Annotated in this window: 23 protein-coding genes and 1 rRNA gene; 17 read left to right on the forward strand and 7 right to left on the reverse strand. The window is 46.4% G+C overall.

Features of this window, described 5'->3' with window-relative positions; genetic code table 11:
* The first annotated feature begins 15 nt into the window (after positions 1-15).
* From cdsA to tilS, 13 genes are all read left to right on the forward strand, one after another.
* Positions 16-873, forward strand: a complete 858-nt coding sequence (gene cdsA / locus HGT70_RS02495) for a phosphatidate cytidylyltransferase (RefSeq protein ID WP_071431525.1) — start codon at positions 16-18, stop codon at positions 871-873.
* A gap of 11 nt (positions 874-884) precedes the next feature.
* Positions 885-2,234, forward strand: a complete 1,350-nt coding sequence (gene rseP, locus HGT70_RS02500; protein WP_214194797.1) for a sigma E protease regulator RseP — start codon at positions 885-887, stop codon at positions 2,232-2,234.
* A 46-nt stretch (positions 2,235-2,280) separates the two neighbouring features.
* Positions 2,281-4,695 carry an outer membrane protein assembly factor BamA gene (gene bamA, locus HGT70_RS02505; protein ID WP_214194798.1) on the forward strand — a complete coding sequence of 805 codons (2,415 nt, stop codon included), beginning with the start codon at positions 2,281-2,283 and terminating at the stop codon, positions 4,693-4,695.
* Between the two features lie 99 nt (positions 4,696-4,794).
* A complete protein-coding gene (gene skp / locus HGT70_RS02510) occupies positions 4,795-5,289 on the forward strand; it encodes a molecular chaperone Skp (protein WP_071431519.1) in 495 nt (164 codons plus the stop codon).
* 3 nt (positions 5,290-5,292) lie between these two features.
* Complete coding sequence (gene lpxD / locus HGT70_RS02515) at positions 5,293-6,324, forward strand: UDP-3-O-(3-hydroxymyristoyl)glucosamine N-acyltransferase (RefSeq protein ID WP_214194799.1); 1,032 nt, start codon at positions 5,293-5,295, stop codon at positions 6,322-6,324.
* 138 nt (positions 6,325-6,462) lie between these two features.
* Entirely contained in the window at positions 6,463-6,918 is a 456-nt protein-coding gene (gene fabZ / locus HGT70_RS02520) for a 3-hydroxyacyl-ACP dehydratase FabZ (RefSeq protein ID WP_071431515.1), read from the forward strand.
* A 1-nt stretch (position 6,919) separates the two neighbouring features.
* The gene (gene lpxA, locus HGT70_RS02525) at positions 6,920-7,708 is read left to right on the forward strand and encodes an acyl-ACP--UDP-N-acetylglucosamine O-acyltransferase (RefSeq protein WP_071431513.1); all 789 of its coding nucleotides are present in this window, start codon (positions 6,920-6,922) and stop codon (positions 7,706-7,708) included.
* A 9-nt stretch (positions 7,709-7,717) separates the two neighbouring features.
* The gene (gene lpxB / locus HGT70_RS02530) at positions 7,718-8,860 is read left to right on the forward strand and encodes a lipid-A-disaccharide synthase (protein ID WP_214194800.1); all 1,143 of its coding nucleotides are present in this window, start codon (positions 7,718-7,720) and stop codon (positions 8,858-8,860) included.
* Positions 8,853-9,452, forward strand: coding sequence for a ribonuclease HII (gene rnhB / locus HGT70_RS02535; protein ID WP_214194801.1), 600 nt, complete (start codon positions 8,853-8,855; stop codon positions 9,450-9,452). Before lpxB ends, rnhB begins: the two co-directional genes overlap by 8 nt.
* Before the next feature lie 32 nt (positions 9,453-9,484).
* The gene (gene dnaE / locus HGT70_RS02540; RefSeq protein WP_071431507.1) at positions 9,485-12,967 is read left to right on the forward strand and encodes a DNA polymerase III subunit alpha; all 3,483 of its coding nucleotides are present in this window, start codon (positions 9,485-9,487) and stop codon (positions 12,965-12,967) included.
* A gap of 12 nt (positions 12,968-12,979) precedes the next feature.
* Positions 12,980-13,939, forward strand: a complete 960-nt coding sequence (gene accA, locus HGT70_RS02545) for an acetyl-CoA carboxylase carboxyl transferase subunit alpha (protein ID WP_071431505.1) — start codon at positions 12,980-12,982, stop codon at positions 13,937-13,939.
* Positions 13,940-14,008: 69 nt separating this feature from the next.
* Positions 14,009-14,416, forward strand: coding sequence for a VOC family protein (locus HGT70_RS02550; RefSeq protein WP_214194802.1), 408 nt, complete (start codon positions 14,009-14,011; stop codon positions 14,414-14,416).
* Complete coding sequence (tilS, locus tag HGT70_RS02555) at positions 14,406-15,758, forward strand: tRNA lysidine(34) synthetase TilS (RefSeq protein WP_241569351.1); 1,353 nt, start codon at positions 14,406-14,408, stop codon at positions 15,756-15,758. Before HGT70_RS02550 ends, tilS begins: the two co-directional genes overlap by 11 nt.
* On the opposite strand, the gene rof is transcribed toward tilS, so the two are convergent.
* Positions 15,745-16,005, reverse strand: coding sequence for a Rho-binding antiterminator (gene rof / locus HGT70_RS02560; protein ID WP_071431499.1), 261 nt, complete (start codon positions 16,003-16,005; stop codon positions 15,745-15,747). The genes tilS and rof overlap by 14 nt on opposite strands.
* Positions 16,006-16,248: 243 nt before the next feature.
* Here rof and HGT70_RS02565 point away from each other — a divergent pair, with 243 nt between their 5' ends.
* Together HGT70_RS02565 and arfB are read left to right on the forward strand one after the other, a co-directional pair.
* Complete coding sequence (locus tag HGT70_RS02565; RefSeq protein ID WP_071431497.1) at positions 16,249-16,794, forward strand: YaeQ family protein; 546 nt, start codon at positions 16,249-16,251, stop codon at positions 16,792-16,794.
* Positions 16,776-17,207 (forward strand): alternative ribosome rescue aminoacyl-tRNA hydrolase ArfB, encoded by a 432-nt coding sequence (gene arfB, locus HGT70_RS02570; RefSeq protein WP_214194804.1) that lies wholly within the window; start codon positions 16,776-16,778, stop codon positions 17,205-17,207. The genes HGT70_RS02565 and arfB overlap by 19 nt, the downstream gene beginning before the upstream one ends.
* A 37-nt stretch (positions 17,208-17,244) precedes the next feature.
* Here arfB and proS read toward each other — a convergent pair whose 3' ends face one another.
* From proS to metN, 6 genes are all read right to left on the reverse strand, one after another.
* Positions 17,245-18,963: a proline--tRNA ligase gene (proS, locus tag HGT70_RS02575; protein ID WP_071431493.1), complete on the reverse strand. Its 1,719-nt coding sequence runs from the start codon at positions 18,961-18,963 to the stop codon at positions 17,245-17,247.
* A gap of 78 nt (positions 18,964-19,041) precedes the next feature.
* Positions 19,042-19,752 carry a tRNA (N6-threonylcarbamoyladenosine(37)-N6)-methyltransferase TrmO gene (gene tsaA, locus HGT70_RS02580; RefSeq protein ID WP_071431491.1) on the reverse strand — a complete coding sequence of 237 codons (711 nt, stop codon included), beginning with the start codon at positions 19,750-19,752 and terminating at the stop codon, positions 19,042-19,044.
* Positions 19,749-20,153 (reverse strand): Rcs stress response system protein RcsF, encoded by a 405-nt coding sequence (gene rcsF, locus HGT70_RS02585; RefSeq protein ID WP_071431489.1) that lies wholly within the window; start codon positions 20,151-20,153, stop codon positions 19,749-19,751. Before rcsF ends, tsaA begins: the two co-directional genes overlap by 4 nt.
* 111 nt (positions 20,154-20,264) lie before the next feature.
* A complete protein-coding gene (locus HGT70_RS02590) occupies positions 20,265-21,083 on the reverse strand; it encodes a MetQ/NlpA family lipoprotein (RefSeq protein WP_071431487.1) in 819 nt (272 codons plus the stop codon).
* Positions 21,084-21,115: 32 nt separating this feature from the next.
* Positions 21,116-21,769 carry a methionine ABC transporter permease MetI gene (locus HGT70_RS02595; RefSeq protein ID WP_071431485.1) on the reverse strand — a complete coding sequence of 218 codons (654 nt, stop codon included), beginning with the start codon at positions 21,767-21,769 and terminating at the stop codon, positions 21,116-21,118.
* Positions 21,762-22,790 carry a methionine ABC transporter ATP-binding protein MetN gene (gene metN, locus HGT70_RS02600; RefSeq protein WP_071431484.1) on the reverse strand — a complete coding sequence of 343 codons (1,029 nt, stop codon included), beginning with the start codon at positions 22,788-22,790 and terminating at the stop codon, positions 21,762-21,764. The genes HGT70_RS02595 and metN overlap by 8 nt, the downstream gene beginning before the upstream one ends.
* A gap of 312 nt (positions 22,791-23,102) precedes the next feature.
* On the opposite strand from metN, the gene gmhB reads away from it, so the two are divergent.
* Both gmhB and HGT70_RS02610 read left to right on the forward strand, forming a co-directional pair.
* Positions 23,103-23,657, forward strand: a complete 555-nt coding sequence (gene gmhB / locus HGT70_RS02605) for a D-glycero-beta-D-manno-heptose 1,7-bisphosphate 7-phosphatase (protein WP_071431482.1) — start codon at positions 23,103-23,105, stop codon at positions 23,655-23,657.
* Positions 23,658-24,099: 442 nt separating this feature from the next.
* Positions 24,100-24,269: ribosomal RNA gene (locus tag HGT70_RS02610) — 16S ribosomal RNA — on the forward strand; the annotation flags it as partial.

A 24,269-nucleotide genomic window follows, 5' to 3' on the forward strand; every position in this document is an offset into this window, starting at 1 on the left:
TACCCGGGGGTTTTTTTGTTAAAGTCTCGACTCTTAACGGCAATAATTTTAATACCGCTCGTTATTGCTGCACTATTTTTCCTGCCCGCCAATGGGTTTATCCTAGTGGTATTAGCAATTACCATGCTTGCTGCATGGGAGTGGGGACAGTTTGCGGGGCTTAAGACTCCTCTGCAGCGCATTCTATTAGCATTGGTATTCGGCTTATTATTAGCGGGAATGGTGTTTATGCTCCCCCCATACCAGCGAGATATCCACCAACCTTATGTTGCATTGTCCTTATGGGTATCACTCAGTTGGTGGTGCGTCGCGCTTCTTATGGTGCTTGCGTATCCTAAATCGAAGATGTTGTGGGATCGTTCACGATTTCTTCCCCTAGTTTTTGGGGCACTGACTCTTGTTCCTTTTTTCTGGGGAATGTTGGTGCTACGCCAATATCATTACGATTTCGACCGCTTTGCCGGCGCATGGTGGTTATTGTTTGTCTTACTGCTGGTCTGGGGTGCAGACTCAGGGGCCTATCTTTTTGGTAAATTATTTGGTCGGCATAAGCTGGCGCCAAAAGTTTCACCCGGGAAGACGATTGAAGGGTGCCTAGGTGGATTAGCGACGTCTGCGTTGATAGCCTGGATCTTTGCCTATTTTGCTCCGCTCAACGTCGCACCGATGAGTCTCATTTGCGCTGCGGTAATAGCGACCTTGGCCTCTATTCTCGGCGATTTAACGGAAAGTATGTTCAAGCGTGCTTCGGGGATCAAAGATAGCGGGAATCTTATTCCCGGCCATGGTGGCATTCTCGATAGGATCGACAGTTTAACCGCGGCAGTTCCTGTTTTTACTTGTGTGTTATTGCTCGTATTTCAGGTGAAATAAGGAGTTAACCCTTGGGAAGTTTTTTCTGGAGTCTCGCGGCGTTTATCGTAGCCTTGGCGATACTGATCACGGTTCATGAGTTCGGTCATTTTTGGGTAGCACGGCGCTGTGGTGTTTGGGTAGAACGTTTTTCCATAGGCTTTGGCCCCGCTATCTGGCGGCGTAAAGATAAAAAAGGGACCGAGTTCGTCATCGCGATCATTCCTCTTGGTGGTTACGTAAAGATGCTCGATAGCCGTGTTGAGCAGGTTCCAGAGAATCGTCGCCACGAAGCCTTCGACTTTAAAACGGTTGCTCAGCGTAGTGCGATCATTGCTGCGGGGCCTATTGCTAATTTCCTCTTTGCCATCATCGCTTATTGGTTAGTATTTATGCATGGTGTTCCTGCAATTAAACCAATAATCGGTCAAATTGTCAGCGGTTCTATTGCTGAGCAGTCGCATTTGACACCAGGCATGGAACTTAATGCAGTAGACGGTATCGAAACGCCTGATTGGGATGCTGCGCGTCTCGCCTTGATTTCTAAAATTGGCGATACCTCAGCTGAACTAAAGCTGACCGTGCGTGGTCAACAGGGACAGGTTGAGAAACATCTCGATCTTACTCAGTGGAAATTCGATCCTGAAAAGCAAGATCCATTAGTTGCTTTAGGGCTACTACCTGTGCAACCTAAGATTGAACAGGTACTGGCGCAGGTCCAAAAAAAAACTCCAGCTGACAAAGCAGGTTTGCAAGCCGGCGATAGGATCGCTAAAGTCAACGGTCAGCAGGTAGATGATTGGGCGTTTTTTGCCAAAACAATCAGAGATAATCCACAACAAGCTTTACAAGTGGAAGTGGATCGTCAGGGGAATTCGGTTGTAGTGGTATTGACCCCTGAGATGAAAACGGGTTCGAGTAAAGAAGGATTTGCTGGGGTGATACCTCGTGTCGAACCATTGCCAGATGCCTATAAGACTGAGCATCGCTATGGTCCATTTTCCGCCTTGGCGGAGGCTACGACAAAATCTTGGCAACTGATAAAGCTTACTGTAACAATGCTTGGTAAGTTAGTGGTGGGGGACATAAAGCTGAATACCTTAAGCGGGCCAATTTCAATTGCGCAAGGTGCGGGGGCTTCAGCGGAATATGGGGTGATCTACTATTTAATGTTTTTAGCATTAATTAGTGTGAACTTAGGGATCGTTAACCTTGTTCCCTTACCAGTGTTAGATGGAGGACATCTACTCTTCTTATTAATTGAAAAAATTAAAGGCGGAGCAGTGTCAGAGCGAGTTCAGGCGTTCAGTTACCGTATTGGTTCCGTATTACTAATACTGTTAATGGGCCTGGCACTTTTCAATGATTTCTCTCGCTTGTAGACGATGTGCTACTTGTGAGGATTAGTTAGGAACACGCATAAAAACGATGGCGATGAAAAAATTGCTCATAGCGTCGCTGCTGTTCAGCAGCGCCACCGTGTACGGTGCAGACGATTTCGTAGTGAGAGATATTCATTTCGAAGGCCTGCAGCGAGTCGCTGTCGGCGCGGCCCTGCTCAGTATGCCAGTACGTGTTGGCGATACCGTTAATGATGACGATATCAAAAACAGTATCCGCTCCCTCTTTGCAACGGGTAACTTTGAAGATGTTCAGGTCTTGCGCGATGGTAGCAACCTGATTGTTCAAGTTAAAGAACGTCCTACTATTGCCAGCATTACTTTTTCTGGTAATAAGGCGGTCAAAGATGATCAACTTAAACAGAACCTTGAGGCTTCTGGAGTACGTGTCGGCGAAGCGCTGGACCGTACAACTATCTCCTCTATTGAGAAGGGCCTAGAAGACTTCTACTACAGCGTGGGTAAATACACTGCTAGCGTTAAAGCCATTGTGACGCCGTTACCACGAAATCGTGTTGATCTTAAGTTCGTCTTCTCTGAAGGGGTTTCTGCCAAAATTCAACAGATTAATATTGTTGGCAACAAGGCATTTAGCTCTGATGAACTCATTTCACGCTTCCAACTTCGTGACGACGTGCCATGGTGGAACTTGGTTGCTGACCAAAAATACCAGAAACAGAAACTTGCAGGCGACCTCGAGACACTGCGTAGCTTCTATCTGGATCGCGGTTATGCACGCTTCAATATCGATTCCACTCAAGTCAGCTTAACTCCTGACAAGAAGGGGATTTATATCACTGTTAATATTAATGAGGGCAATCAATACAAAATTGCTGGCGTTGATGTTAATGGAAACATGGCAGGCCACTCAGCTGAAATTGAAAAACTCGCCAAGATAGAACCAGGTGAGCTTTACAATGGAACCAAAGTTACGCAGATCGAAGATAATATCAAAAAACTGCTCGGTAACTACGGCTACGCCTATCCACGAGTTATGACACAGCCTGAAATCAACGATACCGATAAAACGGTTAAGTTACACATTAGTGTCGATTCAGGTAACCGATTCTACGTGCGCAAAATTCGCTTTGAAGGTAACACAACTTCGAAGGATTCCGTGCTACGTCGTGAAATGCGCCAGATGGAAGGTTCCTGGTTGGGAAGTGGTTTAGTTGACCAAGGTAAGGATCGTCTGAATCGCACCGGTTATTTTGAAACCGTAGATGTCGATACGCAGCGCGTTCCAGGCACCGCCGACCAAGTCGATGTCGTCTATAAAGTTAAAGAACGTAATACAGGTACCTTCAATATCGGTGTGGGCTACGGCACAGAGAGTGGTGTTAGCTTCCAAGTTGGTGTCACACAAGATAACTGGATGGGGACAGGTAATACCGTAGGGATTAGTGGCACGAAAAACGACTACCAAACCTACGCTGAGCTTTCCATGACTGACCCGTACTTTACTGTTGACGGAGTGAGTCTGGGCGGGCGTCTATTCTACAATGACTTTAAAGCTGACGATGCGGACCTGTCGGACTATACGAATAGAAGCTATGGCTTAGACGGAACCTTAGGTTTCCCGATTAACGAAGATAACTCGTTACGTGTTGGCCTAGGTTATGTGCATAACGATCTGTCTGACATGCAACCGCAAGTCGCAATGTGGCGTTATTTTAAATCGGCGGGTAAAAATTTCCCTACGACGAATGATGATAGTGACTATTCGACCGATGATTTCACGTTAAATCTAGGATGGACCTATAATACCCTTGACCGTGGATTCTTCCCAACGTCAGGGAACCAAACCAACTTAAATGGTAAGGTCACCATCCCTGGCTCGGATAATAAGTTCTATAAAGTCACCCTAGATAGCCAACAGTATGTTCCGCTTGATAAGAACCGTAGCTGGGTTCTATTAGGTCGTGGACGACTCGGTTACGGTGATGGCTTAGGTAGTAAGGAGATGCCGTTCTACGAGAACTTCTACGCCGGTGGTTCAAGTACCGTGCGTGGTTTCCAATCTAATACGATTGGGCCGAAGGCGGCTTACTATAACTATGGTTCTCGTTCGAATTGCGACGACTCCCCGAACGCTATCTGTAAGTCCAACGATGCGGTAGGCGGTAATGCTATGGCGGTCGCAAGCCTGGAGCTGATTACTCCGACGCCATTCATTAGTGAAAAATACGCCAACTCGTTACGGACGTCCGTATTCGTTGATGCGGGTACCGTTTGGGATACTAACTGGAATGATACGGCAGAAATGCGTTCACTCGGTATTCCGGACTATAGTAAGCCGGGCAATATCCGTGTTTCTTCTGGTTTGGCGCTACAATGGATGTCTCCACTTGGCCCATTAGTATTCTCTTATGCTCTACCGATTAAGAAATACGAAGGGGATAAATCGGAACAGTTCCAATTCAATATCGGTAAAACGTGGTAATATCTTATCGGTAAATCAATTGCGATGGCAGAGAATACTCTCTGTCATCTTGCATGAAATGGTGTTTTACGCACTCAAGGTAATGGAAAGGAGTATATAGTGAAAAAGTTGTTATGTGCCGCGGGTCTTGGATTGGCATTAGCTGCATCAGCTGCATCAGCTGCTGATAAAATCGCAGTCGTGAACGTCTCCAATATTTTCCAACAATTACCTCAACGTGCAACCGTTGCTAAGCAATTGGAAAATGAGTTCAAAGGCCGTGCGACCGATCTACAAGCACAAGAGCGTGCTATCCAAGCTCAAATGCAAAACCTGCAACGTAATGGTTCAACCATGAAAGCAAGTGAGCGTTCAAGCTTAGAAAAAGATATCATGGCTAAGCGTCAAAGCTTTGAAAACAAAGCTCAGACCTTTGAACAAGACAACCGTCGTCGTCAGATGGAAGAGCGTAATAAAATTCTTTCTAGCATCCAAACTGCTGTTAAAAAGGTTGCTGATGATGAAGGTTACGACGTAGTGCTGGATACCAATTCCGTTGCTTACGCCGCTAATTCTAAAGATATTACTGCAGATGTACTGAAGCAGGTTAAATAATCGATGGCATCTATAAGCTTGGCTGATTTAGCCCGCCAATTAGATGCAACGGTGCATGGAGACGGCAGTATTGCCGTCTCTGGCATTGCGTCGATGAAATCTGCTGAATCTAGTCATATCACCTTTCTTGCAAACAGTCGTTACCGCGAGCAACTCTCTCAGTGTAAAGCTGCAGCTGTGGTGCTGACGGAAGCAGATTTAGAATTTTGTCATAGTGCAGCTTTAGTGGTGAAAGATCCCTATCTGACCTATGCAAAATTAGCGCAAGTTCTCGATACTACGCCATCGCCTGCAGAAAACATTGCGCCTTCGGCCGTCATTGCAGACGATGTCTCCCTTGGAAGTAATGTTGCAGTCGGTGCAAATGCTGTCATCGAATCTGGCGTAACGCTCGGTGATTACGTTGTAATTGGCCCTGGTTGTTTCGTGGGTAAAAATACCACAATTGGTGCACATACGCGTTTGTGGGCTAATGTTTCGGTCTACCATGAAATAGAAATAGGCAGCCACTGCCTTATTCAATCGGGCACCGTAATTGGCGCGGATGGCTTCGGCTACGCAAACGAGCGCGGCAATTGGATCAAGATTCCCCAACTGGGAACGGTTGTGATTGGCGATCGCGTTGAGATCGGCGCTTGCACAACGATCGACCGTGGGGCGCTAGACAATACGCAAATTGGCAATGGCGTGATTATCGATAATCAATGCCAGATTGCACATAATGTTATTATTGGCGACAATACTGCAGTCGCGGGCGGCGTCATCATGGCCGGTAGCTTGAAAATTGGACGCTACTGCATGATAGGTGGAGCCAGTGTCATCAACGGTCATATGGAAATTTGTGATAAAGTGACTGTAACGGGAATGGGAATGGTAATGCGGCCAATCACTGAGCCGGGCGTCTATTCCTCTGGAATTCCCTTACAATCGAACAAGCAGTGGCGTAAAACTGCAGCGTTGGTCATGAATATCAATGAGATCAACAAACGTTTGAAAATGCTTGAGCGTCAAGCGAACTCGAAGAGCGACACTTAAGCGTCAAGTCTATCCCCGCGTCGTCGTTGCATAATTATACAAACAATGCGCCGCGAATAGCCTTATTATACTTTGCGACCGATTAACATTTTTATCGTGTCGTATTTTAGCTAACATTTTTAGAGCAGGAAGAGTATCTTGACTACTGAAACACGTACTCTGGCGATAGAAGAAATCTTTGATTTGCTTCCTCACCGCTATCCGTTTTTACTTGTTGATCGCGTTTTAGATTTTGAACCTCATACTTATTTACGTGCGGTTAAAAATGTCAGTGTCAATGAGCCATTCTTCCAGGGTCACTTCCCGGGTAAACCTATTTTCCCAGGTGTTCTGATTCTCGAAGCGATGGCACAAGCGACCGGGATCCTTGCGTTTAAAAGCGTAGGGGGACTTGAGCCTGGAGAGCTTTACTACTTTGCAGGTATTGACAACGCACGTTTTAAAAAACCAGTAGTACCTGGCGATCAAATGGTAATGGAAGTTACTTTTGAAAAAACGCGCCGTGGCCTTACTCGTTTTAAAGGTGTCGCAACTGTTGACGGTAAAGTCGTCTGTGAAGCGACAATGATGTGTGCCCGCAGCCGGGAGGCGTAAAGTGATTGAACCATCAGCTCACATTCATCCTACTGCAATTGTTGAAGAAGGGGCCAAGATTGGCCCTGATGTCACGATTGGCCCTTTTTGTATCGTCGGACAACATGTTGAGATTGCTGCCCGAACGGTTTTAAAATCGCACGTAGTAGTGAATGGTTTCACGCAAATAGGGCAAGATAACCTCATCTTCCAGTTTACGTCTATTGGTGAAGTTAACCAGGACCTTAAATATGCAGGAGAGGATACTAAGGTGATCATCGGTGATCACAATAGCATCCGCGAAGGTTGCTCCATTCACCGTGGAAGTGTTCAAGGAGGAGGAGTTACCCGTATTGGTAATCATAACCTCCTGATGGGAAATACCCATGTCGGACACGATGGGCTGATTGGTAATCACTGTATTTTTGCCAACAATGCGACGCTTGCAGGACATGTTACTGTCGATGACCACGCGATTATCGGTGGGATGACCGCCGTGCATCAGTGGTGCACTATCGGTACCCATGTCATGGTAGGCGGCTGTTCTGGCGTCGTTCAAGATGTGCCTCCGTATATTATTGCGCAAGGGAACCACGCATCTCCCTATGGGGTTAACATTGAAGGTTTGAAGCGCCGTGGCTTTAGCAAAGAAGCTTTACACGCGATCCGTAATGCTTATAAGCTTCTCTATCGCAGCGGGCGTCCTCTCGAAGAGGTTAAGCCTGAAATCGAGGCTCTCGCTCAACTTCATCGCGAAGTTCAGCCCTTTTACGACTTCTTCGCTCGTTCTACCCGCGGTCTTATACGATAAAAGGTTTTCATGCGTCCCTTGACTGTTGCCCTTATCGCCGGAGAAACCTCCGGCGATATTTTAGGTGCAGGATTAATCCGTGCACTTAAAGTAAAACATCCCAATATCCGGTTCGTCGGTATCGCAGGCCCACTCATGCAAGCAGAGGGATGCGAAGCCTGGTACGAAATGGAAGAGTTAGCGGTGATGGGGATTGTCGAGGTACTAGGTCGACTTAAACGATTGCTGCAGATCCGTCGTGACCTCACTCACCGTATTTCGGCACTAAAACCCGACGTTTTCATAGGGATTGATGCGCCCGACTTTAATATCCCGTTAGAAGGGAAATTAAAGCGCGCAGGAATACCCACTATTCACTACGTAAGTCCCTCAGTCTGGGCTTGGCGACAAAAAAGAGTGTTTAAAATTGGCCGCAATACCGACCTAGTCTTAGCCTTTTTACCTTTTGAAAAAGCTTTCTATGATCGCTTCAATGTCCCTTGCCAGTTTATCGGTCATAAAATGGCCGATGATATCGCTCTACACCCTGATAAGCTTGCGGCGAGAAAAACGCTAAATATTGCGCCTGAGGCGCGTTGCTTAGCTTTACTGCCTGGAAGCCGTGCCAGCGAAGTCGATATGCTCAGTGCTGATTTTTTACGTGCGGCAGTGATACTCAGAGAGCGCTATCCCGATTTAGAAATTGTCGTCCCCGCGGCGAATCCACATCGGGCCGAACAATTCTTAGCTATCAAAAAAGAGATCGCCCCGACGCTTGCTTTACATTTGATTGAAGGCAAAGCGCGTGAGGTGATGATTGCGAGCGATGCTGCAATATTAGCTTCTGGAACGGCTGCATTAGAGTGTATGCTGGCAAAATGCCCAATGGTCGTAGGGTACAGGATGAAACCTTTTACGTTCTGGCTCGCTAAACGTTTAGTGAAGACTGAATGGGTCTCCTTACCTAATCTGTTGGCAGGTAGAGAGTTGGTTAAAGAGCGACTTCAAGAGGCTTGTACGCCGGAGCAGCTCGCCACAGATCTCGCCCCCTTACTCGACGACAGCGCTGAACGCCGCGAGCTGCTCGAGACTTTTTATGCATTGCACCAACAAATACGATGGGGTGCTGATGATCAAGCCGCCGATGCAGTATTGGAGCTAGTGAATGCCTGACTTTATTTATCCTACTGCTCACTGTATTGCGGGTGTTGATGAGGTTGGGCGCGGACCGCTGGTCGGCGCCGTCGTAACCGCTGCAGTCATTTTGGATCCTAACAATCCTATTGTCGGGTTAGCAGACTCGAAAAAGATTAGCGAAAAGAAAAGGCTAATGTTATATCGCGAGATTAAAGAAAAAGCGTTAGCGTGGGCAGTTGGTCGGGCAGATGTCGAAGAGATTGATCGGCTCAATATCCTACACGCTACGATGCTCGCGATGCAGCGAGCCGTTGCAGGCTTATCGATTCAGCCTGACTATGTTCTGATTGATGGCAACCGCTGCCCAGCGCTTTCTATGCCAGCTCAAGCGGTAGTCAAAGGGGATAGCATTGTCGCTGAGATCAGCGCGGCTTCTATTCTCGCGAAAGTCACGCGCGATCATGAGATGACCCAACTTGCTGAACGCTACCCTGAGTACGGGTTTGATCAACATAAAGGCTATCCGACGGCTAAACACCTTGAGCAACTCTCACGTTTGGGGCCTATACCTGAACATCGTAAGAGTTTTGCTCCCGTAAGAAATATACTCACGCGCGTTTCAACTTAGTCAGAGACCTGTAAACCCGATAAGCGAGCATTATGGCCAACCCACGTTTTATTCACCTCCATGTTCATAGCGACTATTCCATGATCGATGGTATAGCCAAAACTGGTGCCCTAGTTAAGAAAGCTGCGAGTTCAGGTATGCCAGCTTTGGGGATCACCGACCATATGAACTTGTGCGGGCTGGTCAAATTCTACGGTTCTGCACAGGGTGCTGGTGTCAAACCAATTATCGGTGCCGATCTTAATATTATTAATCCTTTGCTCGGTGATGAACCGATGCAATTGACGGTACTTGCTGCCAACAATGATGGATACCAGAATCTTACTCTACTCATCTCAAAAGCGTACCAACGTGGCTATGGTCATCAGGGGCCGATCGTTGATCAAGAATGGCTGGTTGAGCATGCCTCAGGTTTAATCCTGCTATCGGGCGGCTTTAAAGGTGATGTTGGCTATAGTTTATTAAGAGGAAACACGGCACTTGCACAGCAATGCCTAGCCTTTTACCAAGAGCACTTTGCGGATAATTATTACCTCGAGTTGACGCGTACTGGGCGTAGTGAAGAAGAGAGTTATTTACACCAAGCCTTATCCCTTGCGGTTGCACATCATATCCCGGTAGTGGCGACTAATGATGTCTGTTTTCTTAGCGAGCAGGATTTCGACGCCCATGAAATTCGCGTTGCGATTCATGATGGCTACACTCTTGATGATCCTAAGCGGCCTAAGCTCTACACCGAGCAGCAGTATCTGCGTACCGAAGAGGAGATGTGTGAGTTATTTGCCGATATCCCAGAAGCGCTTGCGAATAGCGTAGAAATCGCTCGGCGGTGTAACGTCACGATCCGCCTAGGCGAATATTTTCTCCCACAATTTCCAACGGGTGAAATGACCACCGCAGATTTCTTAGTGAGTTGTTCTAAAGCAGGATTGGAGGAAAGGCTCCTATTTTTATTCCCTGATGAACAGGAGCGCGCGGCTAAACGTCTTGCCTACGATGAACGTTTAGATATCGAACTCACCGTTATTAACCAGATGGGCTTTCCAGGTTATTTCTTGATAGTCATGGAATTCATCCAGTGGTCGAAAGATAACGGCGTACCCGTTGGGCCAGGTCGTGGCTCGGGCGCAGGCTCGTTGGTTGCTTACGCGCTAAAAATTACAGATTTGGATCCCCTGGAGTTTGACCTACTATTCGAACGATTCCTCAATCCTGAACGCGTGTCAATGCCCGATTTCGACGTCGATTTCTGTATGGAGAAACGCGATTTAGTCATTGAACACGTTGCGGATATGTATGGACGCGACGCGGTTTCGCAGATTATTACGTTCGGTACGATGGCGGCAAAAGCAGTAATTCGCGATGTTGGCCGAGTCCTCGGGCATCCTTACGGCTTCGTCGACCGTATTTCGAAATTAATTCCTCCCGATCCGGGGATGACGCTAGAAAAAGCGTTTATCGCCGAACCTCAATTACCAGAAATTTATGAGGCAGATGAAGAGGTCAAAGCGCTTATCGACATGGCGCGTAAGCTTGAAGGCGTTACTCGAAATGCAGGTAAGCACGCAGGTGGAGTGGTCATCGCGCCGACAAAGATTACTGACTTTGCGCCGCTTTATTGCGATGAATTAGGGCAACATCCGGTCACGCAATTTGATAAAAACGACGTAGAATATGCAGGGTTGGTTAAATTTGACTTCCTGGGTTTACGGACGTTAACCATTATCAACTGGGCATTACAAATGATTAATGCGCGGCGTGAGAGGCAAGGCGAGCCACCTATCAATATCGATGCTATTCCGCTGAATGATAAAAAAAGTTTCGATATGCTGCAACGGGCTGAAACGACAGCGGTTTTCCAGTTAGAATCCCGTGGCATGAAGGATCTCATTAAACGGCTGAAGCCCGACTGTTTCGAAGATATGATCGCATTAGTGGCTTTGTTTCGTCCAGGTCCATTACAGTCCGGTATGGTAGATAACTTTATCGATCGGAAACATGGGCGTGAAGCTATCTCATATCCCGATATCCAATGGCAGCACGAAAGTTTACAGCCGGTATTGGAGCCTACCTACGGTATCATTCTTTACCAAGAACAGGTTATGCAGATCGCGCAAGTACTTTCCGGTTATACCTTAGGCGGGGCAGATATGCTGCGCCGGGCAATGGGTAAAAAGAAGCCGGAGGAGATGGCTAAGCAGCGTTCAGTGTTTAAAGACGGTGCCGAGAGCATGGGTGTCGACGGCGAGTTATCGATGAAGATCTTCGATCTCGTAGAGAAGTTTGCCGGTTATGGATTTAACAAATCGCACTCTGCGGCTTATGCGCTGGTCTCGTATCAAACCCTTTGGCTTAAAGCCCATTATCCTGCAGAATTTATGGCTGCGGTCATGACTGCGGATATGGATAATACTGAAAAAGTCGTTGGCCTAGTCGACGAATGTTGGCGTATGGGGCTGAAAGTGTTGCCCCCCGATATTAATGCCGGACTTTACCCTTTCCATGTTAACAATGAAGGCGAAATTGTTTATGGTATCGGTGCAATAAAAGGCGTCGGCGAGGGTCCAATCGAAGCAATACTTGAAGCTAGGAATCAAGGCGGTTATTTTAAGGAGCTGTTTGATCTCTGCGCGCGCACGGATATCAAAAAAATTAATCGCCGTGTGATGGAAAAACTGATAATGTCCGGTGCCTTCGACCGATTAGGACCACATCGGGCGGCATTAATGAGTGCACTGAATGATGCACTTAAGGCAGCAGACCAACACTCGAAGGCTGAGGCGATAGGGCAGGGCGATATGTTTGGGGTTCTTGCAGAAGAGCCAGAGCAAATCGAGCAGTCTTATGCCAGTATAAATCGGTGGCCAGAACAGGTACAGTTGGACGGTGAACGAGAAACGTTAGGGTTGTATCTCACCGGTCATCCGATCAATCAGTATTTGAAGGAAATTGAGCGTTATGTGGGTGGAATGCGTCTCAAAGATATGCATCCTACCGAACGTGGGAAGATAACTGTTGCGGCGGGATTAGTCCTTGCGGCAAGAGTGATGGTCACCAAACGTGGTAACCGAATTGGTATTTGTACGCTGGATGATCGTTCTGGTCGTTTAGAGGTAATGCTCTATACTGACGCGCTAGATAAATATCAGCAGTTGTTAGAAAAAGATAAAATTCTGATCGTCAGTGGACAGGTCAGTTTCGATGATTTCTCTGGTGGTCTAAAAATGATTGCAAGAGAAGTGATGGATATTGATGAAGCTCGCGAAAAATATGCTCGTGGGCTTGCTCTCTCACTGACTGACAGGCAAATTGATGACCAGCTTTTAAACCGTCTTCGACAGGTTCTTGAACCTCACCGTTCAGGAACGATTCCTGTAAACCTCTATTATCAACGAGAGGATGCGCGGGCGAAATTACGATTTGGGGCCACTTGGCGAGTTACGCCAAGTGATCGTTTACTCAACGATCTACGCCTCGTAATCGGAACGGAGCAGGTTGAACTGGAGTTTGATTAAAACAGGAACATTATGAGTCTTAATTACCTGGATTTTGAACAGCCTATCGCTGAACTTGAAGCGAAAATTGATTCACTGAAATCCCTCGGTCCTCAAGATGAAAAGCATGACATTAATCTTGATGATGAAATTCAACGCCTGCGCGGCAAAAGTGTCGAGTTAACCAAAAAAATCTTCGCAGATTTGGGTGCTTGGCAGATTGCCCAACTCGCACGCCATCCTATGCGTCCTTATACCTTGGATTACGTGCGTAACGCTTTCGATGATTTCGATGAATTAGCCGGTGATCGGGCTTATGCTGACGATAAAGCCATTGTCGGGGGGATCGCTCGTTTAGATGGGCGCCCAGTGATGATTATTGGTCATCAAAAAGGTCGTGAGACGAAAGAGAAGATTCGTCGTAATTTTGGTATGCCTGCTCCTGAAGGATACCGTAAAGCGCTTCGCTTGATGGAAATGGCCGAGCGTTTTAAAATGCCGATTATCACCTTTATCGACACTCCGGGTGCGTACCCAGGGGTTGGCGCGGAAGAGCGTGGCCAAGCAGAAGCCATCGCACGTAACCTACGTGAGATGGCCGGCTTAACAGTACCTGTTATTTGTACTGTTATCGGTGAAGGTGGCTCGGGTGGTGCATTAGCTATCGGTGTGGGCGATAAAGTCAACATGTTGCAGTACAGCACCTACTCCGTTATTTCTCCAGAAGGATGTGCGTCAATTTTGTGGAAGAGTGCGGATAAAGCGCCTCTAGCCGCGGAAGCGATGGGCATTACGGCTGACCGCCTTTCCGAGTTGGAACTCATTGACTCCGTTATTCCAGAACCACTAGGTGGGGCTCATCGTCATCCTAAAGAGATTGCTGCAGTGCTTAAAGAGCAGCTCCTATCCGATTTAGCTGAGCTAGACGAGCTTAGTACCGAAGAGCTATTAGACCGTCGCTATGAGCGTCTGATGAGCTATGGTTACGCATAACCATTAGTCCCTTAAGAAGGTCGCTTTGGCGGCCTTTTTTTTATCGCCAAATATAGGGAGCGCGGTATCATGCTAAAGCTTAAAAGGGTTCATCATATTGCTATTATCGCCTCAGATTATGCGCAGAGTCGGCATTTCTATTGCGAGGTGCTAGGGCTGAAACTGATTAATGAGGTGTATCGTACTGAGCGGCAATCGTGGAAGGCAGATCTTGCCCTGAACGATGATTATATTATCGAACTGTTTTCTTTTGTCGACGCACCGCCTCGTGTTAGCTATCCCGAAGCATGCGGATTACGGCACTTAGCTTTTTCAGTCGACGATCTACAAGCGGCCATCACGTTTCTAAGCGCTCTGCACGTCGAGTGTGAACCGATCCGTATCGATCCCTTAACGAACAAGTTATTCACCTTCTTTAGTGACCCTGATGGGCTACCGTTAGAGCTTTACCAAGATGAAATCCCTAATGGGAAGTGAGCTACCTTTACAGGAACACCGTCAGTTACTGATCGGTTTTAGTGGGGGGCTCGATTCCACCGTTTTACTGCATAAGCTATCTCTGCTCAGAGAGTCACAGGGATTGACCTTGCGTGCAGTTTATATCCACCACGGTCTAAGCGATCACGCCGACGAATGGCTAGTACACTGTCAGCAGATGTGTGTGAGGTTAGAGATCCCCTTTATTAGTCGTAAGGTGCATCTTTTTGGGGATAAAGGCGGTATAGAAGCTGAAGCCCGAACATTACGCTACCGAACCTTTATGGAGATCCTAGCCCCAGAAGAAGCCTTAGTGACCGCTCACCATCAAGACGATCAGTGCGAAACATTTTTATTGGCCTTGAAGCGGGGAAGCGGACCGGCGGGTCTATCGGCTATGCCGATTGCTCGACAATTGGGCGCGCATTGGCATTTGCGCCCGCTGTTGGGTTTCTCCCGACAGCAGCTTGAGTCGTATGCGCAAGATCACCAATTAAACTGGATAGAAGACGAAAGTAACCAAGACGATCGCTACGATCGTAACTTTCTGCGGCTACACACGCTTCCTCAGTTGGTACAGCGTTGGCCCCAATTTGCACGCAGTGTCGCAAGAAGTGCTGAATTGTGTGGTGAGCAAGAAGCACTACTCGATGAGTTATTAGCGTCAGCACTACAGAGCTGTACGGCCGAGGATAGTTCGATCGATATCTCTTACCTAGCAAGCTGTACTGAACAGAAAAGAAATGCCCTGTTGCGACGATGGCTTGTACAGTGCGGGTCACGATTACCATCGCGTCAAGCGTTAGCTCGTTTATGGCATGAGGTCGCGTTGAGCCGAAAAGATGCTTGCCCACAACTTATGCTCGAACAAGGTTATGTAAGACGTTACCAGCAGAGGCTTTATTTTGGGCGAGTATTTTCCGAACTTCGCGGGAGCACGCTACCTTGGTCGGTTCCAGCAATCCCCTTCGTGCTTCCTGATAACCTAGGTAAGTTACATCTACATCCTGTCCTTACAGCGGAAAGGCACTTACGTATGCCGACAAATGAGGAGAGTGTGAGTGTGCGCTTTGGTCAATCGGCCTATTTACATCTAGTGGGACGCGAGGGGGGACGGAGTTTAAAAAAAATTTGGCAAGAAAAAGGGGTTCCTACGTGGTTACGAGAGAGTATCCCGCTGATCTATTACGATGAAGAGTTAATCTGCGCCCCCGGTATTTTCATTACCCATGCCGGCTTGTCGTCGGAGAAGGCAAAATATTGCATAGAATGGAGTGAGATTGACCCAGAGCTAAAGCCATGGATAAGCTTTAGCTCTGAAAATATGACTAGCTTTGCGTGATAGTGATAGTGCCGATTTCAGGATGACTGAAACTCTCAATCGCATCCAATCGAACTTCATGTTGCTCGCCGTGATATTTATAAAGAAGATACTCGACCTTTTTTCTCAGGAACAAATCAGCTGCTTCTGCCTTCAAAGACTCACCGTTACGTAAGGTGAGTTGAAGCAACAAATGATGCTGGCAGGCGAGTTCGAGATTGTCATAGTCATCACAATTAATTGGCTGATAGGTATCATTGATTGACATAATGGCTCACCTGTAAGTAAATGGCGGATTTCCGCGGGCCTTACACAAACGCATTACCAAGTAATGCGTCACTGAACTTTACGTTTATGGCAACGTTGTACGCCAGACGATTGTGAGATAATACGAAGACTTACTCAACGTTGTCACCTTTTATCTTTAGCCTTAGCCTAGGCGTTTGCAAGACGTAATGCAAGTCAGCCCACACGTCCTGTTAAAGCAGATAGCGTTACATTTGGAGAATTTATGGCGCTTAAAGCCACGATATTTAAGGCTGTTGTCGATATTTCAGACCTCGATCGACATTACTATGCCAACCACTCATTGACCCTAGCACGGCACCCTTCTGAAAATGACGAGAGGATGATGCTAAGGCTGTTTGCATGGTGTCATTACGCCTCCGAGCGGCTGGTTTTTACGCGAGGACTCTCATCCGACGAACAACCTGAAATTTGGCAACATCACGACCATGGAAGCCCTGAATTATGGATTGAGTTAGGTTTGCCCGATGAAAAACGGTTAAAAAAAGCCGTTAGCCAGTCTTCCCAAGTTGTATTATTTACCTACCAATCTCGCGCTGCAGCTGTTTGGAAAGAACAGATATTGAGTAAGCTGGCGCATTTCCAAAATTTAACGATCTGGCATGCTAGCGATGAACAGCTAAGTCAATTAGCGGCTTTAGCACAACGTAATATGACGTTACAGGTGACCTTGCAGGAAGGGATTATCTGGATTTCCGATGGTGTTAACCATATTGAGATAGAGATGGAGTTATGGCAGAAAGCAGCGTAATAATTATTAATGCCCAACAGCAGATCGACAGTAGTGAGGTCGAACTGTCTGCGATACGCGCGCAGGGCGCTGGCGGGCAAAATGTCAATAAAGTCTCGACAGCAATACATTTACGCTTTGACGTAAAATGCTCAAGCTTAACTGAAGAAGCAAAAGCTCGAATTCTTGAGAAGCGTCATCATCTCCTAACAGAAGATGGTGTGATGATTATCAAAGCACAAAGTGCACGTTCACAAGAGAAAAACAGAGCATTAGCGATTGAACGTCTTCGGACGGTACTTGCGCAATTACTGGTTGTGTCGAAAGTTCGTAGAGCGACGAAACCGACTAAAGCCGCTAAGTTACGGCGTTTAGAGGGAAAGGGTAGGACTGCATCGAAGAAAAATTTGCGGGGTAAAGTTTCCCTTGATTGATAATAAGGCCCTCGCAAGAGGGCCATAGGTAGCAGGACTATCTGCTAATCTGTGAGAGTAAACGTTCTACTATCGCCTCAGGTGATAACATCTCTTTCTCACCAGTACGACGGTTCTTGTATTCAATCTCGTTGTTATCCAAATTACGGTCTCCGATAACAATTGAATGCGGTACACCGATCAGTTCCATGTCTGCAAACATCACTCCAGGCCGCTCTTTGCGATCGTCGAGAATGACATCCAGACCCGCTTTACGCAATTGCTCATACAGCTTCTCGGCTAGCTCTTGCACGCGGAAAGATTTATGCATATTCATTGGAAGAATCGCGACATGGAACGGAGCGATAGCTTCAGGCCAGATGATGCCTCTGTCGTCGTGGTTTTGCTCTATAGCCGCTGCAACGACACGCGTAACACCGATTCCGTAGCATCCCATCAGAAGGGGTTGGTTACGGCCATCTTCACCTTGAACTGTCGCTTTCAATGCTTCAGAGTACTTAGTACCAAGCTGGAAGATATGACCCACTTCGATACCGCGTTTGATGAGTAATGTCCCTTTACCATCTGGGCTAAGATCGCCTGTCACCACATTGCGAATATCCGCGTAGCGCGCTTCGGGTAGGTCACGTAACCAATTGACCCCAAACCAGTGTTTACCATCGATGTTGGCCCCGACTGCAAAATCACTCATAACTTTAAGGCTATGATCAGCAATAACCGGCATAGGTAAGCCAATTGGACCTAACGAACCTGGACCCGCTCCCGCTGCGTCACGGATCTCTTGTTCGGTAGCGAAACAGAGTGGTGAGGCGACAATATCTAGCTTCTCCGCTTTCACTTCGTTCAGCTCATGGTCGCCACGCACTAAGAGTGCGACTAGAGTATGTTCGCTTTCTTCACTTGCTTTAACGATAAGTGTTTTGACCGTTTTATCGATAGGTAAGGAGAATTGAGAGACTAATTCAGCAATCGTTTTAGCATTAGGCGTATCTTGTTGCATTAACGCCTGTGAAGGCGCAGCACGATCGATGGTTGGGGCTACGGCTTCTGCAAGCTCAATATTTGCTGCGTAATCAGAATGATCGGAGAAAATAATATCATCCTCGCCACTTTCCGCTAAAACTTGGAATTCATGAGACGCGCTCCCGCCGATGGAACCTGTATCTGCTTGGACTGCACGGAAGTTTAGCCCCATTCGACTAAAGATTTGGCTATAAGCGCGGTACATGATGTCGTAAGTTTCTTGCAGTGAATCCTGATTACTATGGAAAGAATAAGCATCTTTCATGATGAATTCACGCGAACGCATTACACCAAAGCGTGGACGAACTTCGTCTCGAAATTTGGTCTGAATTTGAAATAAATTTAAAGGTAATTGTTTATAAGAGCTCAGTTCGTTACGGATTAAATCGGTGATCACTTCTTCATGAGTAGGGCCAAGCACAAAGGGGCGATCGTGACGGTCACTAATCCGTAGAAGTTCGGGGCCGTATTGTTCCCAACGTCCACTTTCTTCCCATAGATCCGCAGGTTGAACGACGGGCATCGTCACTTCAACGGCACCTGCATTTTCCATCTCTTCACGAACGATTTTCTCAACCTTACGGAGAACGCGAACACCTGTCGGTAGCCAAGTATATAGCCCTGATGCAAGCTTACGGATCATCCCTGCACGAAGCATTAATTGGTGGCTAATGACTTCGGCATCCGAAGGCGTTTCTTTAAGAGTAGAAAGTAGATATTGAGTAGTGCGCATGAATAAGGTTCCAGTTGAACGGGAAAACTGTTTTAGTGAGTATCAGTAGTTTATCAGTGAGTGAATGCTGTAAAAAGCCTAATTCATCGGCTCAATAGCAATTACTTCTGTACCCATCGGGGTTATTCGCCAGCGTACAGTAAAATCACTGAGACTGGCAGCATAAAAATGATGATCCTCTTGGTTACGACGGTAAGCAGGACGAGGATCTTGTGCCAATACTTGCTGAATAAATTGGGCTAATTCGGGATGGGTTACGGCATGGTTTGAAAGATGGCGTTGCGCGTCGGCATTGAACGATACTGGCATAGAGGCATCGGGTGTAGACTGCGCGTAGCCTGCATGTGCATGAGGTAAAGATTCGGCAAAAGGCAGATAAGGTTTAATATCAACAACCGGAGTACCTTCAACGAGATCGACACTTCCAAGTTTCAGGAATAAACGTTTCTTTTCGTACCGTATTCCTTTGAATTCAACTAAAGACATACCCAGCGGGTTGGGTCTAAAGGTGGAACGGCTAGCAAATACACCAATTTTATCGTTACCGCCAAGCCTCGGTGGTCGGACAAGAGGCTTCCAGCCTTGATGCTGAGTCTGATGAAAAATAAAAATCAGCCACAAATGGCTGAAGTTCTCAAGCCCCCGGACCGCATCAAGCTGGTTATAAGGAGCGTGCAGCTCAAGCTCCGCTCCCATTGCAGTGACTAGCCCAGGTTGGCGAGGGACTGCGAATTTCTCTTTCCATGGGGAATGGATTGTACCAATTGTCTCTAAAGAAAAAGTACTCATTGCGTTATTTTTAATGCTGAACCTTGGCAAACCGCTTCTCGATAACATCCAGCATTAGTAGCGATCACTTCGCATTGGTGAACGAGGATTGCGTTAGCTTTTAAATTAGAGGCTTTCATCTGCATGCGTTTACGTGCTGTATTAAGGTTAGGCGGCGAACTTTGCGCGCTAGCTTGGCAATCCTCACCTGATACTTCGCCTAAGTCACGAAAAGGCTTGTTGATAAGATCTGTAGGATTAGTATAGAGCTGTACTGGCGTTGCTCTGTGGATAGGCTTACGTACTTTCTCTTCAGTTTGCGCCTGGTTTTTTTTCGGGAAGGGTTCAACCGGCTTATATTTTGTCGCACAGCCAGCAATTCCTACAATTATCATACAAAGCGGCAATAAGCGTAAACGCATTGAATCATCCTCACTTAACGAGTCGTTAGAGGGTTAGCATAGAGGTTTCGATATCGATCGAAAAAAGTAAAGGCGACTCTCGTCGCCTTTTAATCGTAATATTAACAGTATTTACCAGCCTTTGATGGCTCCACCATTAAAAATTTTATCAGCAGCTTGTTCAACTTGCTCAGATTGATAAGCTTTGATGAATTTTTTGACGTTATCCGCTTCTTTATTATCGTCACGAGTTACGATAAGGTTGGTATAAGGTGAGTCCTTGTCCTCAGTAAACAGTCCATCTTTCACTGGCGTTAAACCAATCTGGCTCGCGAAGGTCGTATTAATAACGGCGATTGCAATCTTATTGTCATCCAATGAGCGCGGAAGTTGTGGAGCTTCAAGCTCGACAATCTTAAGATTTTTAGGATTTTCGGTAATATCAAGAGAGGTAGGAAGCAGTCCAACGTCTGCTTTAAGCTTAATCAAGCCAACTTTCTGTAGGAGGAGTAATGACCTGCCTAGGTTGGTTGGGTCGTTAGGCACAGCAATTTGTGCGCCGTCCTGTAGTTGATCTAAGGATTTGATCTTTTTCGAGTAGCCAGCAATAGGGTAGATAAAGGTTTTTGCAACGGCAGTAATCTTATACCCGCGATCCTTGATCTGTTGATCTAAGTAAGGTTTGTGCTGGAAGGCATTCGCATCAATATCACCTTTACTCAGCGCCTCGTTAGGTAAAACATAATCGGTGAACGGGACTAGCTCTACATCGAGATGATACTGGTCCTTTGCCACTTTCTGCGCAACTTCCGCGACCTGTTGTTCCGAACCCGCAATCACCCCTACTTTAATGTGATTAGGATCTTGTTGCGTTTTTTGGTCGCAACCCACTAAGGTCAATGTTGCAATAACCGCGCTGAGTGTGGCCAGTTTTTTGAGCGTAAAAGTCATAGTCGTTCCTTAATTATTATAGAGACAAATTACTATTTATGAGAGACGAGCCCAACAACACGATCGCCGACAAGTTGGATCAAGTAGACCAAAATGACTAGCAGTACTAAAACCGTATTCATTATCGTCGCATTATAACCAATATAACCGTATTGAATACCAATTTGCCCCAAACCGCCAGCGCCCACAGCGCCCCCCATTGCGGAATAGCCTACTAGAGTAATTAGCGTAATAGTCGCGGCGTTGATAAGACCCGGTAAGGCTTCTGGTAGAAGTACCTTACGAATGATTTGTAATGGCGTAGCGCCCATCGAGCGGGATGCTTCGATTAACCCAGAAGGCAGTTCTAATAGCGCATTCTCAACCATTCTCGCAATAAAAGGCGCCGCCCCTATAGTTAGCGGGACTATCGCAGCTTGTAAGCCAATAGAGGTCCCAACTAATGCTCGAGTAAAGGGGATCATCCACACCAGTAAGATAATAAACGGTACTGATCTAAAAATATTAACCAGCGCGGAGATAGAGCGATAGAGCGCAAGGCTTTCTTTAATTTGTCCCGGTCGCGTAATGTAGAGTAACACTCCGATCGGTAACCCAATCACGAAACCGAAAAACCCCGAGACGAAAGTCATGACTAAGGTTTCCCAAATACCACCGGCAAGAAGCCAAATCATTGCCTCAGACATAACCTAACACCTCTGCTTTAACTTGTTTCTGTAATAACCATTCGATAGCCTGTTGACATTTTTCAGCCTCGCCAGCCATTTCGGTGAGCATAATCCCAAATTTAACGCCACCCGCATAATCCATCTGCGCACTAATTATATTGCAGTCAACATCAAAGCGACGCGATATCTCTGATAGAAGTGGTGCATCGACAGATTGTCCTGTGAACTCAAGACGAATCAGTGGGATTTTGCCCTGAGGCGCCTGTGTAAGTCGCAACTGATAGTCTTCAGGAATATCGAGATGAAGTGTTGATTGAATAAACTGTTGCGCTAGTGGTGTTTTAGGATGTGAGAAAACTTCGCTGACTTTATCATTCTCAATAAGCTCACCCTTACTGATCACGGCAACCTGATCACAAATACGTTTTACAACATCCATCTCATGAGTGATGAGCAAGATAGTAATCCCTAACCGGCGGTTGATGTCTTTAAGTAGCTCAAGGATAGCTCGTGTTGTAGCAGGGTCTAAAGCGCTGGTGGCTTCATCACACAAGAGTACTTTGGGATCGCAGGCAAGGGCCCGAGCGATCGCGACACGTTGTTTTTGCCCGCCTGAAAGGTTGGCTGGGTGTGCATCATGCTTATCTGCAAGGCCGACTAATTCAAGGAGTTCGGTAACGCGCTGCTTGATACCAGCTTTAGTGTTGTTTTCCAGCTCTAGAGGTAGGGCTACATTACCAAAAACGGTACGGGAGTTAAGTAGGTTAAAGTGTTGAAATATCATTCCAATTTCTCGACGAGCTAAGGTCAGCTCGTGGGCATTGAGAGTCGTTAAATCACGATCCCCGACAATCACTTTGCCTGAAGTAGGGCGCTCAAGAAGGTTTACGCAACGAATTAAAGTGCTTTTGCCTGCCCCTGACGCGCCGATAACCCCATAGATTTGCCCCTTTGGCACGTGAAGCGTCACATCTTTTAGGGCTTGTATTGTGCGATTTCCCTGTTGAAATCGTTTAGTTATGCTTTCAAGTTTTATCATTATAGTAAGTATCGTTATATCGCTTAAGTAATTGGACCAAATGAATTTGGTGATTAGGTAAATGTTAAGCTATCTAGACGTCTAAATCAATCTGACACTTTGATCGTAAGCAGAAAACCAAGAGCAAATTTTGGCTAATGATTTTTACTATTTGTATAAGCCGCGTGGAGAGTAATTTAACTCACTACTCAATGACCTCCTTTTTTACAATAGTAGTAGAGCTTACTTAGATGGCATCAGGTAAAGACCGTGATTATTAGCGAACGATCGTGCGATAATGTCGTATTGAATGTAATGGAGTAATAGTTTGTTATGAAACCCGCAATTTTTTTAGACCGCGATGGGACTATCAATCTCGATCATGGATATGTACATCTCAGTGATGACTTCCAATTTATCGACGGTGTCATTGACGCTATGGTCGAACTAAAGAAGATGGGATATTTACTCGTTCTCATTACCAACCAGTCGGGGATCGCAAGAGGGCTATTCACGGAAGACCAATTTATGCATCTCACGGAATGGATGGATTGGTCACTGGCGGATAGGGGGGTCGACCTAGACGGTATCTATTTCTGTCCACACCATCCGCAAGCTGTTGTTGATGAGTATCGACAAGAGTGTGAGTGCCGTAAGCCTAAAGCGGGAATGTTTAGTGATGCCATGGCGCAACTCGATATCGATATGAGTGCTTCTTATATGGTTGGCGATAAAAAAGAAGATATGCAGGCTGCTTCACTGGCGGGAGTTGGGCACAAGATACTAGTAAGAACCGGTAAGGAGGTTACTCCAGAGAGTGAATCCGCTGCCGATATGATAATTGACAGTTTAGCCGATCTCCCTAAATACCTCGCAAATAAGCGGTAATCGGTGCCTTTATCAGCATAATGCTTGAAGTTTGAACGGTTGAGCATTTTTTTTGAAAAAAATGCTCAAAGGGTATTGCGCCTTTTTAGGAACTCCCTATAATGCGCAACCACTGACACGGCAAAGCACGATACGCAGCGCGGTGACAGGGACTGAAGCGATTCGGTCCAGGAGAAAAAATCAAAATAATGATTGACTCCTGAGGTGAAGCGAGTAATATACGCCACCTCGCGACAACGAGTTAAAACAACGAGTTAAAACAACGAGTTAAAACAACGAGTTAAAACGTTGATTCGCAATGCTCTTTAACAATTTATCAGACAATCTGTGTGGGCACTCGCAGGATTGATATCGCAAAAAACTTTGTAGTATCAAGTCTTGAAGAGTGACACTGAAAATTCATTTACGAATAACAGAATAATTTCTTTGAGCATCAAACTTTAAATTGAAGAGTTTGATCATGGCTCAGATTGAACGCTGGCGGCAGGCCTAACACATGCAAGTCGAACGGTAACAGGAAGTAGCTTGCTACTTTGCTGACGAGTGGCGGACGGGTGAGTAATGTCTGGGGATCTGCCTGATGGAGGGGGATAACTACTGGAAACGGTAGCT

It is taken from the genome of Rosenbergiella collisarenosi (assembly GCF_018494085.1).
Taxonomy (GTDB): domain Bacteria; phylum Pseudomonadota; class Gammaproteobacteria; order Enterobacterales; family Enterobacteriaceae; genus Rosenbergiella; species Rosenbergiella collisarenosi.